General features: G+C 69.6%; 10 protein-coding genes. 3 read left to right on the plus strand and 7 right to left on the minus strand.

Going from position 1 to position 14218, the window contains the following annotated elements:
• Nucleotides 1-15 precede the first annotated feature (15 nt).
• Both ACOOHF_RS06620 and ACOOHF_RS06625 read right to left on the minus strand, forming a co-directional pair.
• Nucleotides 16-1224 (minus strand): 6-bladed beta-propeller, encoded by a 1209-nt coding sequence (locus tag ACOOHF_RS06620; protein ID WP_420463893.1) that lies wholly within the window; start codon nt 1222-1224, stop codon nt 16-18.
• Between the two features lie 86 nt (nt 1225-1310).
• Nucleotides 1311-1691 carry a hypothetical protein gene (locus tag ACOOHF_RS06625; RefSeq protein ID WP_420463894.1) on the minus strand — a complete coding sequence of 127 codons (381 nt, stop codon included), beginning with the start codon at nt 1689-1691 and terminating at the stop codon, nt 1311-1313.
• A gap of 139 nt (nt 1692-1830) precedes the next feature.
• On the opposite strand from ACOOHF_RS06625, the gene ACOOHF_RS06630 reads away from it, so the two are divergent.
• Together ACOOHF_RS06630 and ACOOHF_RS06635 are read left to right on the plus strand one after the other, a co-directional pair.
• Entirely contained in the window at nt 1831-3066 is a 1236-nt protein-coding gene (locus ACOOHF_RS06630; RefSeq protein WP_420462963.1) for an IS256 family transposase, read from the plus strand.
• A gap of 276 nt (nt 3067-3342) precedes the next feature.
• A complete protein-coding gene (locus ACOOHF_RS06635) occupies nt 3343-4482 on the plus strand; it encodes a trans-sulfuration enzyme family protein (RefSeq protein WP_420463895.1) in 1140 nt (379 codons plus the stop codon).
• Between the two features lie 20 nt (nt 4483-4502).
• Here the strand turns inward: ACOOHF_RS06635 and ACOOHF_RS06640 are convergent, their stop codons facing one another.
• From ACOOHF_RS06640 to bla, 5 genes are all read right to left on the minus strand, one after another.
• Nucleotides 4503-8201, minus strand: coding sequence for a 2Fe-2S iron-sulfur cluster-binding protein (locus ACOOHF_RS06640; protein ID WP_420463896.1), 3699 nt, complete (start codon nt 8199-8201; stop codon nt 4503-4505).
• On the minus strand, nt 8198-8440 hold the full coding sequence (locus ACOOHF_RS06645) for a sarcosine oxidase subunit delta (RefSeq protein ID WP_420463897.1): 243 nt from the start codon (nt 8438-8440) through the stop codon (nt 8198-8200). Before ACOOHF_RS06645 ends, ACOOHF_RS06640 begins: the two co-directional genes overlap by 4 nt.
• A gap of 18 nt (nt 8441-8458) precedes the next feature.
• Nucleotides 8459-9691 (minus strand): FAD-dependent oxidoreductase, encoded by a 1233-nt coding sequence (locus ACOOHF_RS06650; protein ID WP_420463898.1) that lies wholly within the window; start codon nt 9689-9691, stop codon nt 8459-8461.
• Nucleotides 9692-9758: 67 nt separating this feature from the next.
• Nucleotides 9759-11066, minus strand: coding sequence for an NAD(P)/FAD-dependent oxidoreductase (locus tag ACOOHF_RS06655; protein ID WP_420463899.1), 1308 nt, complete (start codon nt 11064-11066; stop codon nt 9759-9761).
• 41 nt (nt 11067-11107) lie between these two features.
• A complete protein-coding gene (gene bla, locus ACOOHF_RS06660; RefSeq protein WP_420463900.1) occupies nt 11108-12553 on the minus strand; it encodes a class A beta-lactamase in 1446 nt (481 codons plus the stop codon).
• 197 nt (nt 12554-12750) lie between these two features.
• Here bla and ACOOHF_RS06665 point away from each other — a divergent pair, with 197 nt between their 5' ends.
• A complete protein-coding gene (locus tag ACOOHF_RS06665) occupies nt 12751-14034 on the plus strand; it encodes an ArgE/DapE family deacylase (protein ID WP_420463901.1) in 1284 nt (427 codons plus the stop codon).
• Nucleotides 14035-14218 lie beyond the last annotated feature (184 nt).

The following is a 14218-nucleotide window of genomic DNA, read 5'->3' on the forward strand; positions in this document are numbered from 1 at the left end:
CGGCCGCCTCGCGCGTCAGAAGGTGCAGGTCTCCATTGTAACCCGTGTGCCGTCCGCTCCCTCGAGTCGCAGTCGGAGCACGTAGTCCACGTCGAAGGCGTCCGAAACCACGCCGTAGACTTCTCCGCGTGCGCCGAGGCTCAGCGCCCAAAGGCGATCCGGCGCGCCGACCGCGCCTCGGTAGCGCCCGCAGTTGTCGAAGAGATCCCAGCTTGACCCCTCGTCCTCCTCGCCCTCGCGGGCCACCCATAGCCATCCTTCCGGAGATACATGCAGCGCCGCGATCCGAGGGTTGAGTTCTGCGGCATCAAGGACTTCCGTGAGCGGGGGGGACGGAGGAGGATCGCCCAACTCTACTGTCCGGATCGTGTCCCCGGCGAAGGTCACCTCGTGGAACCGGTACGCGGACCTGTGGGCGAGCCACACATTCCCACCCCCCACCGTCCACGCGAACTGCCTGGGGCTGGCCTCGCTCATGCTCACCATTGCCTGCCCCCGGCCGGGGACGGAGCGGATTGCGGGCGGGCTCACGTTGATGCGCCGGGTCTCGATCCTTAGCGAGTCCCCAGGTCCGTAAACGGTCTCCCCGTCCACCGGCCGCGGTAGCCGCACGGCGTAATTGTAGCGCGGGTAGTCGAGGTCGTCCTCTGTACGCTTCGCGCCGACCGACACGTCCTGGTAGACGAATCGCTCGTCGCTACCCACGACCCGTTCACGGGTGATGAACTCACCCTCGACATACCAGGGGACGCGCAGCGGGGCTCTAGCGACTTCGTTCCCGAGGGAGTCGAGCACCAGGTGCTGCAGGGCACTTCCGATCCACAGCCGGTTGGGCTCGTGCAAGACGACACGCATGCCGCCGTTTTCGGAGCCGGGCAAGTAGTGCAACTCCCCGGGACCCTCACCGTCCCGCGCCATCCCCCGCAAGTAGCGGCCGTCGTCGCCGAATACCCGCACCTCCTGCGCGCCGGTATCGAGCACGAAGATGCGCCCATCATCAGCGACGGCGATGTCGGAGATGTCTCCGAAGATGTCGGGGCCGTCACCAAAGATACCACCGAGCCTCATCTCCTCCACCAGCCGCAAGTCGTCGTCCGTCCCGCTCGGCTCGACGCCCGTGTTCGTCACGACTACGCGGCCGTCGGCCCGCATGTCCACATTCTGGGGCACACCTGCGGCCAGGCCCAGTGGCGCAAAGACGATCGCCGCTAGACCGCCCGCCATCGTGGCAACCGCGCGGCCATGGGCTCCTCGCGGCCTTCTGCGGGCGCGTCCGCGCGGAAATCTCACGAAGCTGATGGGGGCAGGTGCTAGCATGTGAATCGCACCATCCAATGCTCGCGTCCATCCAGCAGCAGGATGCAATGGAACTCATGCACTCTGAAGTTGTGATGGCCGCAATAGAAGCCCGCGAAGGCGAGCATTTCTATGAAGGCGTCCCTGCCGCAGGATGACCGGATCCCTCTTGCAGCGCCGATCTCGCGGCACGCGTCGGCCGCTGCGATCGGCACGGAGAACCGGTCCAGAGGGCTCGCTGGGTCGCTGACGGACGGGGCAGGGGCCTCCATCAACCGAGAGGCAGCGAAACCGCCGAAATCGTCAGCGGTGATTTCCGCCATGGCCGGGTTAGCCATCGCGAACAGGGAGACGGGCAGAAGAAGAAAAGCGGGCGACACGGTAAAACGAGACACGGTACCTCCCAAGTGACGAGTAGATCACAGTTCTCATATGGAGGTAGGACCAAAAGGTGTGTAAAAGCGAGGCGACGTACCTTTCAGCTGACCGTTTACCAGCGATCCGGGGTGAGGCCCGGAGAAAGGACGTCGCCTCATGGGCAACGATACGCGGGAGAGGTTCGCCGGGCCAGCGTGGGAGACGCTGGAGGCGTGGGTGCGGGAGCAGGCGCGGGACATGATCCAGCAGGCGCTGGAGGAGGAGGTCACGGAACTCCTGGGCCGGATGAAGTCGGAGCGGCGGGCGGCGGTGGACGCGCCTCCGGGCTACCGCAACGGATACGGCAAGCCGCGCCGTCTGGCGATGAGTTCGGGGACGATCGAGGTGAGGCGGCCCCGGGTGCGGGGTCTGGAGGAACGGTTTGAGAGCCGGGTGCTGCCGCTGTTCCAGCGCCGGACCAAGGAGGTGGGGGAGTTGATCCCGGAGCTGTACCTGCACGGGCTGGCCGAGGGCGACTTCGAGCTGGCCTTGAGGGGGCTGTTGGGCGACGGGGCGCCGCTGTCGAAGTCCTCGGTGGGGCGGCTCAGGGCGAAGTGGACGGTGGAGCACGAGGCGTGGAGCCGCCGGCCGCTGGAAGGCCGTGAGCTCGTGTACGCGTGGGCGGACGGGATCTACGTGAAGGCGGGTCTCGAGAAGGACAAGGCGGCCCTGCTGGTCGTCATCGGCGCCATGAGCGACGGGACGAAGGAGGTGCTGGCGGTCACGCCCGGCTACCGGGAGTCGACGGAGTCGTGGGCGGCGGTGCTGAGGGATCTGAAGGCTCGGGGGCTCGGGACGCCGAAGCTTCTGGTCGCCGACGGGAACCTGGGGATCTGGGGCGCGGCGCGGGAGGTGTGGCCGGAGGCGGCCGAACAGCGGTGCTGGAACCACAAGACGACCAACGTGCTGGACCGGCTGCCCAAGAGAGAGCAGGCGGTGGCGAGGGAGATGCTGCGCGCGGCAGCGTACGCGCCCTCGCGGGCGGCGGCGAAGGAGGCGCGCAAGGCGTTCAGGACCCGCTATGGGGCCACTCAGCCCGACGCCGTGTCGGTGCTGGAGGACGACTGGGAGCGCATGACGGCCTTCTACGGCTTCCCCGAGAAGCACTGGCGGCACCTGCGGACGACCAACGTGGTGGAGAGTCCGTTCGCCTCGGTCCGGCTCCGCACGACCGCGGCGAAGCGGTTCAAGCGCGTCGAGCGGGCCACGGCGCTCATCTGGCGGCTGCTGATAGTGGCCGAGAAGAGGTTCAGGAAGCTCAACGCTCCCGAGCTGCTGCGGGACGTGTACGAGGGAAGAAGGTTCGAGGACGGAAAGCCCGTCCCCGAGGGTCAGGAGAGGATCGCCGCCTGATGACGTTTACACACCTATTGACCCGACCTCCTCATATGCCGCAACGGCGCCAAACCTTACACCAGCCCTTCGAGCGGTCTTGGCGGGCTGGGGCTCCACAACCGCAGGATGACCCTGCCGGGCTGTTGTGGACGGTCGGCGAAGGGACTCCGTTGAACGTGCCGATCCCCCTTTCGCTGCGTCGAGGTGATGCAGTCCGCAGTTTGTTGGAAGGATGGTCCAGCGCGTTTCATCGTGACGCTCAGTGAAGAAGTCTGCTGCCGAAGGAGAGTGAGTATGCGAATGGAGACGCTGGCCGTGAAGTCAGGGCTGGAACCGGACGACGCCAGCAAGGCGATCGCACCGCCGATCACGCTCTCGACCACGTTCGAGCGCGGGGAGGACGGGTCGTACCCGGGCGGGTTCGACTACTCGCGTTCGGGGAATCCCAACCGGAAGGCGCTGGAGGCGGCGCTGGCGGCGCTCGAGGGCGGGGCGGAGGCCGTCGCCTTCCCGTCCGGGATGGCCGCGACCTTCTCCGTCATCTTCTCCCTCTCTCCGGGGGATCATGTGCTGGCGGCGGATGACGCCTACTACGGCACCGGCGTCCTCCTGCGGGAGCAGTTCGCGGAGCGCGGCATCGAGGCGACGTTCGTCGATATGGCGGAACTCGGCGCGGTCCGGGCCGCCATGCGTCCGAACACGCGGCTCGTGTGGATGGAGACGCCGTCCAACCCGCTGATCCGGGTCTCCGACATCGAGGCCATCGCCGGGATCGCGCGGGACGGCGGTGCGCTCTCGTGTTGCGATAACACCTGGGCAACACCGCTCCTGCAGCGGCCGCTCGAACTGGGCGCGGATCTCGTCATGCACTCGACGACGAAGTATTTCGGCGGCCACAGCGACGTGACCGGCGGTGCGGTCATCGTCCGCGAACCGGGGGAGGCGCTCGACGCCCTGCGCAAGATTCAGACGGACGGGGGGCTGATTCCGTCGCCCTTCGACGCCTGGCTCACGCGACGTGGACTCGAGTCGCTCGCGCCACGCATGGCCATGCACTGCGCCAACGCGCTCGAGCTCGCCCGGTTTCTCGATGCGCACCCCGGCGTGGCGCGGGTCCACTACCCAGGGCTGGAGGACGACCCCGGGCACCGGCTCGCGTCGCGGCAGATGTCCGATTTCGGAGGGATGCTGGCGTTCGACGTCGTGGGCGGGAGGGATGAGGCCTTCGCGGTCGCGGCCGCGGTGAAGATCATCGCCCGCGCCACGAGCCTCGGCGGGACGCACTCTCTGATCGAACACCGGGCCTCGATCGAGGGACCGACCACGCGCGCGCCGGAGAACCTCCTCCGGATGTCCGTCGGCCTCGAACACCCCGAGGATCTGAAGGAGGATCTGGCCCGGGCCCTCGCCCACGGCGTCCGCCAGGGCCACTGAAACGTTCCCGCGGGAACGTCTCAGCTGTCGAGTCCGCGGACCCGGTCGGTGAAGACCCGCTCTCCCGCCGGACGCAGGCCCTCGTGGCGGGTCGACGCGAGCAGCGCCTCGACGAAGGTCTGGCCGTACCCCCGGCTGAACGCGATCAGGACCGCATCGTCACGCCAGGTGACGACCTGACAGGGGACGTGCAGAATCGGCCCCTGCGTCAGGAAGGGAAGGGAGCGTGCGGGGTCGAACAGGTCGAGGTCCGTCACGCATTCGAGCACGGCCGGGGCCGCCTCGCCGACGATGGCGAGCCAGCAGTGGGAGTCGGTCGTGGCCGTGTAGTGCGGCCCCGTCGGGGGAGAGGGCGGCGCGCCGGGACCGACGTGCCACAGCGAGGCCTGCGTCCGGTTCATGCGGTTGATCATGATGCCGGCTTCGACCGCGACCTCCCCCGGGTTGGGCGGCACGTCGAGGCCGAACGGCTGCACGGTCCGGATGTCGCGGCCCTGGGCGTCCCAGCGTGCCCGGTGGCTGATGTCGATCAAGCTGGCCCGGGGCGGGACGTCCTCGCTTGCGCGGCCCGAGTCGCAGTCGAGCACGACGTCCCAGCCGGCCCGGCGCTCGACGCGCGAGGGCACGGCGTCGAAGCGGACCGGCGACCGCCGACGGGCCAGGGACGCGGTCGCTGACGTTGGGCCGCCGGGCCCGGACGCGGCGGCCACCCCGCCCGCACCCGCTACCCCGCCCGCGCCGGCACGGAGCCGTTCGCCCTTCGGATCGTAGAAGTGGGGCGGCACTACGGTCGCCTTCGATCGCACGGCCCGCGAGCCGAGTGACTCGTACAGGTCGAGCGTCCCGCCGCGCTTCGCCAGCCGGTCTTCGACGAGCGCCAGCCCGTACTGCCAGTCCAGCGACTCGCTGAAGCGCGTCGTGCACACGAATCCGACGATCCGGTCTCCGTCCACCACGATCGCGCCGTCGTCGGGACGGTGTCCGGTGCGCTGGCCAGCCTGACCGTCGGTGCCATCCATCCGGAGCCCGATGAGCTTTAGCCTCCCGTCCTGTGTCTCGCAGGCGCGGAGCGCTGCGGCGCCCACCTTCCGGGAGACCGTATCCTCGCGGTCCCAGAGCCATCCCATGCCGATGTCGAGGAGCGTCACGCGCTGTTCGGATTCCGTCCCGATGATCACGTGTCCCTTCTCGGCTCGCAGGCAGTTCTGCGCTTCCAGCCCGAATGGCCGGATGCCGAACTCCGCCCCGGCCTCCCACAGCAGGTCCCACACGTACTGCGCGACGCTCGCGCGCACGTGGAGTTCGTAGGACAGTTCGCCCACGAACCCGAGCCGCAGGCAGCGGGCCGCCACGCCGTCGCCGACCTCGATCTCCCGGTAGCCGAGATAGGGGAACGCGTCGTTCGAGAGATCCGCGCTCGTGATCTTCTCGAGCACCCGCCACGCGTTGGGTCCCGCCACGTTGATGGAGGCGAGGGCGTCCGTGAGGTTGACGAGGTTGAAGTCCCACCCGTCGTACCGCGTGTGGAAGCGGAACCACTCGATGGTCGCCCCCGCCCGGTTGGAACTCGTCGTGACGTAGAACTCGTCCTCGCCCGTGCGCACGATGACGCCGTCGTCGACGATGTTGCCGGTGTCGTTGCACATCGCCGAATACGTGCAACGGCCGGGCCGCGTCCGGCTCATGTCGGAGATGTAGACGCGCTGGAGGGCCCGCATGGCGTCGGGTCCCCAGAGTCTGAACTTCCCGAGCGGAGTACTGTCCAGGAGTCCGACGTTCTCCCGCACGTTGCGGATCTCCTCGAGGCACCGGGGGTCCGGGCTGAAGTAGCGTGCGCGTTTCCAGGGCCCCGCCCGCCTGAAGATGGCCCCGCGGGAGGCCAGGTCGTCGTGCAGCGGCGTCCGCTTCCAGACGTCATGGTTCGGTCCGGCGAGCGTCGAAAGTGACGGCGGGATGACCGGCGGCCGCACCGTCGTCGCCGCGAAGTCGCCGACCGGCCGCCCGGCGATCTCCGCCATCGCCATGGCCACGTTCTGGCCGGGTGCCCGGTACTGCCCCGGTCCGAGGCCGAAATTGCCGTAGCGCTTGGCGAGCTCGGGCACGTCGAAGCCGAGGGCGGCACTCTGGACGGCGTTCTTCCAGGTGCCGTCCTCATCGAAGTCGAGGAACGTCTTGCGGCCCGGGCCGGAGGCCGGTCCGCGGACGATCGACGCGCCCCGGGCGGGGCCGGGCCGGTCGGCCAGAGCGGCGCGCGCGCGGGCCAGCGAATCCGCGACGTCCATGCGGCAGGCCGCGGCCGCCTCCAGTCCCGCGATGCGGCCCGAGCACGTGAGGGCATCGAGATCGGTGAGCCGCAGGAGCCCGCCCGCGGCGAACACGTCCGGCGGGAGCCGCTGCAGTTCGAAGGTCTGCGTCCGGTCGCCGTGCCGGAAGCGCGCGCCGGCGCTCGAGAGGACGCCGATGTCCGGCTGCCGTCCCGCGCTCGCCACGAGGAGATCGCACGCGACGCGCATCGAGTCACGCCTCGAAGAGCCCGGCGCACCGCTGCCCGCTCCCAGGGCGGCCAGCTCGACGCCCCGCACACGGCCTCTCCCGCGTGCCCGGCATGCGGCCCACCCCGGCCGGAAGTCGATCCCCGCCGCCGCCAGGGCGTCCACCAGGGCCTCCTCGTGGCCCTCGCGCCGGGCGTCGGCGACCACGCGCACCTCCACGCCCAGCGCCGCGAGGTCGAGCGCGGCCTCGAGCCCCAGGTCGTCCCCGACGCTGAACGCGGCGGCCTCGCCGGGCCGCACCCCGTAGCTCCGCGCCAGCCGGATCGCCGTGTCGACCTGCAGCACCCCCGGGCGGTCGTTGTGTTCGAAGGCGAGCGGCCGCTCGATCGAACCCGTCGCGACCACGACCGCTCGCGCGCGGCACTCCCAGTGCGTCTCGTCGAACGGCGCTTCGGGCCCCCCGACCTGGAAGCCCGTGAGCAGGTTCTCACCCCAGATCCCCGTCACGGGAGCGTGCGAGAAGACGCGCACCGAATCCATGCGCCCGAGCCGCTCGATCAGGTCCGTCGCCTCCCCGGCGAGCGGGCGGCCCTCGCGCACGCGCCAGTCGAAGTGCCCGCCCAGCCACGGCCGGCGCTCGAACAGGCACACGCGCAGGCCCAGCCGCCCGGCCTCGAGCGCCGCGGACATCCCGGCCGGGCCGCCGCCGACCACGGCCACGTCCGCGTTCAGGTAGCGCTCGGCCCGCTCCCCCCGGTCCCCGCCGTCCGGCAGGTCGAGCCGCAGAACGCCCAGGCCGGCCAGCCCGCGCATGCGTTCCTGGAAGAACCGGGCGGCCCAGGCGGGCCGGTGAAACAGCCGATAGTAGAACCCCGCCGGCATGAGCCCATCCAGCCGGTCCAGAAACCCGAACACGTCGAACCGCGGATCCCCGCGCACGTTCTGGGCCCCGACCACCATCCCCTCTCGGAGCGGCGTCGTGCCCGCCGACCGGTTCGGGACCCCGTCGATCGACACGAGCTGGCTCGACCCCTCCCCCTCCAGGTCGTACAGCCCGCGCGGCCGGTGGTACTCGAAGCTCCTCCCGAAGGTGCGCACCCCCGCGGCCCACAGCGCCGAGGCCACCGTATCCCCCTCGAACCCCTCCAGCCGCCGGCCGCACCAGCAAAAGTGCAGCGGCCGCGCGCGATCGATCCGCTGCGTGGGGAAGGGAGGGAGCCGGCTCACCGCGGCTCCTCGCGGTTCGTGGCCGGGTTGCGCCGAGTCGAAAACCAGACGCCGCACCCCGCCCCGTGGTACCACCATTCCTCGCGCGGTCTCGGCCGGTTCATGCGGAACTGCGACCAGCGGAAGTGCGCTTCGGGCGGCACGTCATCCGCCGGCCGCGGCCCCCGCTCCGGTCCCCCGTAGGTGAACTCGTACACGTCGCGCTTCCCGCACACCGGGCACGTCAACCGGAACGTCACGGCTTCACACCCCCCGCGTCAGTCCCACTGTCCGTATTTCATGGCGGTGGCCGTCTCCCCCATGTAGCGGTTCTCGAGGAAGCGGCGGAGCGCGAACGGCCGCAGGATCTCCGGCGCCTCCTCCCGGGCCATGAACTCCGCCATGTACTTCCCGGCCACCGGCCCCGACTTGAACCCGAAGTACCCCCACCCGACATCGAGATAGAGGCCCTCGTACGCGAAGTTGCCGTCGAGGATGGGCGCCATGTCCGGCGTCATGTCGGCGAGCCCCGCCCAGATGCGCAGGAAGCGGACGCCCCTCAGACATGGCATGAAGTCGACCAGCGCCTCGGCCTGGTGCTTGAAGTAGCGCGCCGTGACGTCCGTCGTGTAGTTCACCTGCGGGTCCATGTGCGCGCCCGTCGCGATCTCCCCCTTCAGCGTCTGGCTCCCGTAGACGTGGTACGCGCCCGAACTCACGACATGGTGCAGGAACGGCTTCAGCGGCTGCGTCACCATGGCCTGGATCGTGAGCGGATTCACCGGCAGTTCGATGTCCAGCATCGCCGCGACCGCCGGCCCGTATCCGCCCGCCATGATGCCCAGCTTGCGGCAGCCGATCGGCCCTGCGTTCGTCCGAACCCCCGTCACCCGCCCGCCGTCCACGTCGATCCCCTGGACCTCCACCCCCTGGTGGATCTCCGCCCCGTGCCGGCTGGCCCCCCGCGCGAGTCCCCATACCACGGCGTCGTGCCGCACCACGCCGCCCGGCGGGTGGTACATCCCCGCCTGGATCGGGTGCGCGGGGCGGTCCGACACGTCCAGCGCCGGGATCACTTCCTTGCACTGCTGCGGGTCGAGCAGTTCCGAGCGCACGCCGCAGAACGCCGCCGTGTTGATGGCGAGCCGGAACGCGGACACCGCCGCCTCGCTGTGGGCGAGGTTGAGGTTCCCGCAGTTGTGGAACATGAGGTTGAAGTCGAGTTCGTCCGTGAGGACCGGCCACAGCTTCAGGCCCTCGTCGTGGAGCCGGACGTTCTCCTGCGTACGCTGGTTCGCCCGCACGATGGCGGTGTTCCGGCCCGACCCTCCGAACCCGATGTACTGGCTCTCGAGGACGGCGATGTCCCGGACGCCGTGGTCCTTCGCGAGGTAGTAGGCGGTGGCGAGCCCGTGGATGCCCCCGCCGATGATCACCACGTCGTAGTGGCGTCGGAGCGGCCTCTCCTCCCACAGGCGTCCCGAGCGGAGGAACCCCGGGGCGATGCCCAATCTCAGCGCCCCCAGCGGGGGTGCGGCCGGCGCAGACTCAGCGGATCACCGGTCGGCCGGCGACCGTTCAGCCGATGACGGAGTAGGAGGAGTCCGGATTCATCGTCCGGAGCCGGCTGAAGAAGCCGAGGTCGCAGTTCCGTCTCGTATACTTCATGTGGAACTGGACCGGGTCCGCGTCGTGGTCGCGTCCGTCCTCGACCTCCTGAATCAGCTCGGCCATGAGTTGCCCCGCCACCGGCGCGTTCTTGAACTGGTTCCCGGACGTCCCCACCGCCATGTAGAAGCCGGGCAGATCCGACTTGTCGTAGATGGGGATCCAGTCGTCCGACACGTCGTACAGATCCACGAGCCCCTGCCTCGCCTCCGGCACGGGCAGCCCCCTCACCCGCTGCGCCTCCCGCAACACCTGCGTCCGCCACTGATGGCTGAACGTGTTGTCGTAGTCGTCGGGGTCCTCGACCCATTCCAGATTGTCGCAGGGCGGATCCTCGGACCCGATGAGGATGTGGTTGCCCACCTCCGGCCGGGAGTAGCATCCGATGTCGCTGTCCGAGATCAGCATCCCCAACACGTTGTAATCGACGCCCTCCGGCGCGGGGACGTGGCACACCTCCTGCTTGAGCGCGCGCGTCCTGATGTTCATCCCCTCCTCGACCCCCGCCATGCGGTTGATGACGAAGGAATGCGGCCCGCCCACGTTGACCACGACCGGCGCCCGGATCTCGGACCCGTCCTTCACCCGGACGCCCGCGACCCTCCCGTTCTCCCGCAGGATCTGCGTCACCTCGGTGTTGAAGCGGAACTCGCCGCCACGCGCCTCGCAGCCGAGTTGCACGTTGTGACAGCACAGCTGGGGGTCGTTGATGTAGCCGGATTCGGGGATATAGAGGGCCCCGGCCACGTTGCCGCCCGAGGGCCGTCCGAAGCCCGGGTTCTCCTCCGTCACGGGGGGACCGAACTGCCGGGTGTCGAGGAAGGAGAGCTTCTCCCGCATGCCCTCGGCGTCGAGGTCCTCGTACGCGACGTGAAGCTCGTCGAGACTCTCCATCACTTTCTTCAGGTAGTGGTTCTTCTCCGTCTTCGTCACGAGGCAGCCCGTGCTCACATAGCGCGCCAGCCCCGAGGGATCCGGCACGCCGACGTACTTCCCCCAGTCGAGCCAGTAGAAATAGGACTCGCGCGCCATGGCCACGCCGTCCGGCGTCGAGTAGTGGAGACGGATGATGGCGCAGGTGTTCGATGTCGAGCCGTATCCTGCGGCGGGGAGCTTGTCGACGTTGAGCGTCCGGAACCCGCGCCTGGCCAGTTCGAGGCCGGTGCAGACGCCGATGACGCCGGCGCCGATGATGATCGCGTCGTAGTCCTTCGACATTTCGTCCCTGCTCCTCCTCGCCGGCCGCGCGCTCGCCCCGCTCAGCGGCCTTCGACCTCTCCGATGCGCTCGTAGACGGCGTGCGACACCCGTTCGTTCCCGTCCGCATCGGTGCTGCGGTACTCGTTGTCGATCCGGTTCCCGTCCTCGGACAGCACGTTGATGATGACCTGCGTGACCTGACCGTCCCGGCGGCTCGTGATCCGGTTCGTGTACTGGTCGACCACTTCCACCGCCGTCTCAACGCCCTCCCGGCCGGTCACGGGCTGGAACGCGCCGTCGAACATCGTGTCGTAGCTCCACTTCGACTCCCCGCCGCGCGAGTTCGTGGACTCGACGGTGATCTTCATCCCGCCGTCTCCCCACGGTTCGTACGTCATGACGTTGAGCGACGGGGACGGCGCGTCGGAGCGCAGCTTCCACACGCCGTAGCGGGGGTTGCCGCGCCGGGCGGCCACGTCGGCCGGCGCCCCGGGGTTGAACAGGAAGTAGTCGTAGATGGCGCGGGAAACCTGGGCGATCGTCGCCTCGCGCGCCGGGACCGGCCGCCCGGAGTCCTTCACGAACACCACCGTGATCACGTGTCCGGCGCCGTCCGGGAGATAGATGTACCCGACGTCGTTCGTGGTCCCGCCGATCGTTCCCGTCTTGTGCCCCACCTCCGTACCGGGAGGGAGCACGCCCTTGATGCGGCCGGTGCCGGTCTGCACGCGCAGCATGATGTCCTTGAAGACCTCCGTATTCTTCGAACCCAGCGCCTTCCCGGCCCAGGTCATGGCCAGCAGGTAGGCCATGGCGAGGGGCGTCGACGTGTCCCGCGTGTCGGTCGAGAACGCCTCCCGGGCCGCGTCCCGCTCCGAGGCCGAGACTCCGCCCGCCCGGTCGCGGAACTCCGCCATCGAAATCCGCCCGTCCGCCGGGGTCTCGACGCCGGAATAGTCCCCGATGAGGACCGAAGTCGGACGGTTCACGCTCAGGCCCTCCACCCCCAGCTCACTCATGCGCGCATTCACGGCATCCGGGCCGCCGGCGGCGGTCAGGGTGAGGTCGGTGGCGCTGTTGTCGGAGATGAGAAGCATCAGTTCGAGCAGGTTCCGGAGGGAAAGCGACACGCCGGGGTCGTTGAACAGGTTGGAGATCGTGCCGCTGCCCGGGTGGATGTCCGTCGGTTCGAGCTCGACCATGTCGGCGAGCGAGATCTCGCCCCGGTCGACCCGGCTCAGGAGTTGCACCGCGATCGGGACCTTGTAGGTGGACGCCATCGGAAAGCGGTCGTCCTCGTTGAGCCACACGGCGCGGCCGGTCTCGAGGTGGATGGCGCCCACGCCAACGGTACCTCCGCTGTTGGGGGCGAGACGCTCGATCTCGGCCAGGAGGCGGCCGAGGCCGGCATCGCCCGCCGGCATCACGGACTGCGCGGTGAGCGGAATCGCGGGCAGCAGTCCCACGGCCAGCGTCGCCATGGCGAGGGATGTGCGGAGGCGCATGGGTCGTGCTCCTTGTGTCGTACTCATGGTTTCGACAGGGCTTGGCCACTCGCGGCCGGCATTGCCGTAGGGTAGCCATTGCGGAACACGGGGACGAGACCGCCTCCGGCCGGATCGCCGGGACGGCCTGACTCGTGACATACTCCGCACGTCCCGACACCACCGGAAGCCACTAAAGCGAAAGGACGCGCGACGCGATGACGCCCGAAGAACGGCGGGCCGCCGAGGCGGTCGATGCAGAGCGCCTGTTCCGGCTTCTCGGCGACCTGATCGCGATCGAAAGCGTCGCGAACCGCGAGACTCCGGCCCAGGAGCGGGTGGCCGAAGAGATGCGGGCCATCGGCCTTGAGACCGACGTATGGGAGATCGATTTCGCGCGGCTGCGCCGCCACCCCGCCTACACGGCGGATGTCGATCGGCACGAGGGACTCGGCGTGGTCGGGACGATGGGTCACACTGACCCCCGCGGGGAGGGCCGCGGGGAGGGTCGCACGCTCATCCTGAACGGCCACATCGATGTCGTCCCGGCCGGCGAGACCGAGCGCTGGACCCACCCGCCCTTCGAGTTGACGCGCCATGCCGGGCGCCTGTTCGGCCGCGGCGTCGTGGACATGAAGGGGGGGCTGTGCTGCGCGCTTGAGGCGGCGCAGGCGCTGCGCGATGCGGGCGTGGATCTGGACGGGGCGCTCCAGATCCAGAGCGTGATCGGCGAGGAGGACGGTGGTTCGGGCATGCTGGCCACGATCGAGCGGGGCCACACGGGGGACGGCGCCATCGTCGTCGAGCCGACGCAGTTCGTGATCGCACCCGCGCAGGCCGGCGCGCTCAGTTTCCGGCTCACCGTCCCGGGGCTCGCCGCGCACGGGGCGCTGCGGGAGGAAGGCGTGGACCCGGTCGAGAAGTTCATCCCGGTGTTCCAGCGGCTCCGTGCCCTGGAAGCGGCCCGGAACCGCGACGTGGCCGACCCGCTGTTTCGCGCGGAGGCTTTGCCGTACGCCCTCACGATGGGACGGCTGCGGGCCGGCATCTGGCCCTCGACCGTGGCGGAGAGTCTCGTCGTGGAGGGCCGCTTCGGCGTCGCACCCGGGGAGGACCTCGCCGCCGCCCGCCGGGCGCTGGAGGACGCCGTGGCCGAGGCGGCCGACGGTGACGCCTGGCTACTCGACCACCCGCCCGCGGTCGAATGGGTCGGGGCGCAGTTCGCCGCCGCCCGCACGGACGAGAGCGACCCCGTCGTGAGCACTCTGGCCGGCGCCGTGCAGACGCTCGGCGGCACGGAGGCACGTCTCGGGGGCATGCGCTACGGTGCCGACATGCGGCTCCTCGTCAACCAGGGCCATGTGCCCACGGTGCTCTTCGGCCCCGGCGATGTCCGCCGATCACACCGCCCCGACGAGAGCATCCGCGCCCAGGACCTCGTCGAAGCCGCCCGCATCCTCGCCGTCGCCGCGATCCGCTTCTGCGGCAGCGCGGCCAGCTAGCCGGCTCGCACCTACCGTCTCATCCGCGGTGAAGGCGCTCGAGCGGTTCGGAATCGTCCGCGCGATGACAGGCAGGGCGCGCGATCGAGCCTTCGCCTACGAGCCTTACCTGGCCATTCTCAACGAAGGGACGGAGGTCGAAGGGTAAAGGGGGTCCCGCGAGTTCCGGGACCCGGAAGATCCC

The sequence above is a fragment of the Candidatus Palauibacter sp. genome, from assembly GCF_965216145.1.
GTDB lineage: Bacteria > Gemmatimonadota > Gemmatimonadetes > Palauibacterales > Palauibacteraceae > Palauibacter.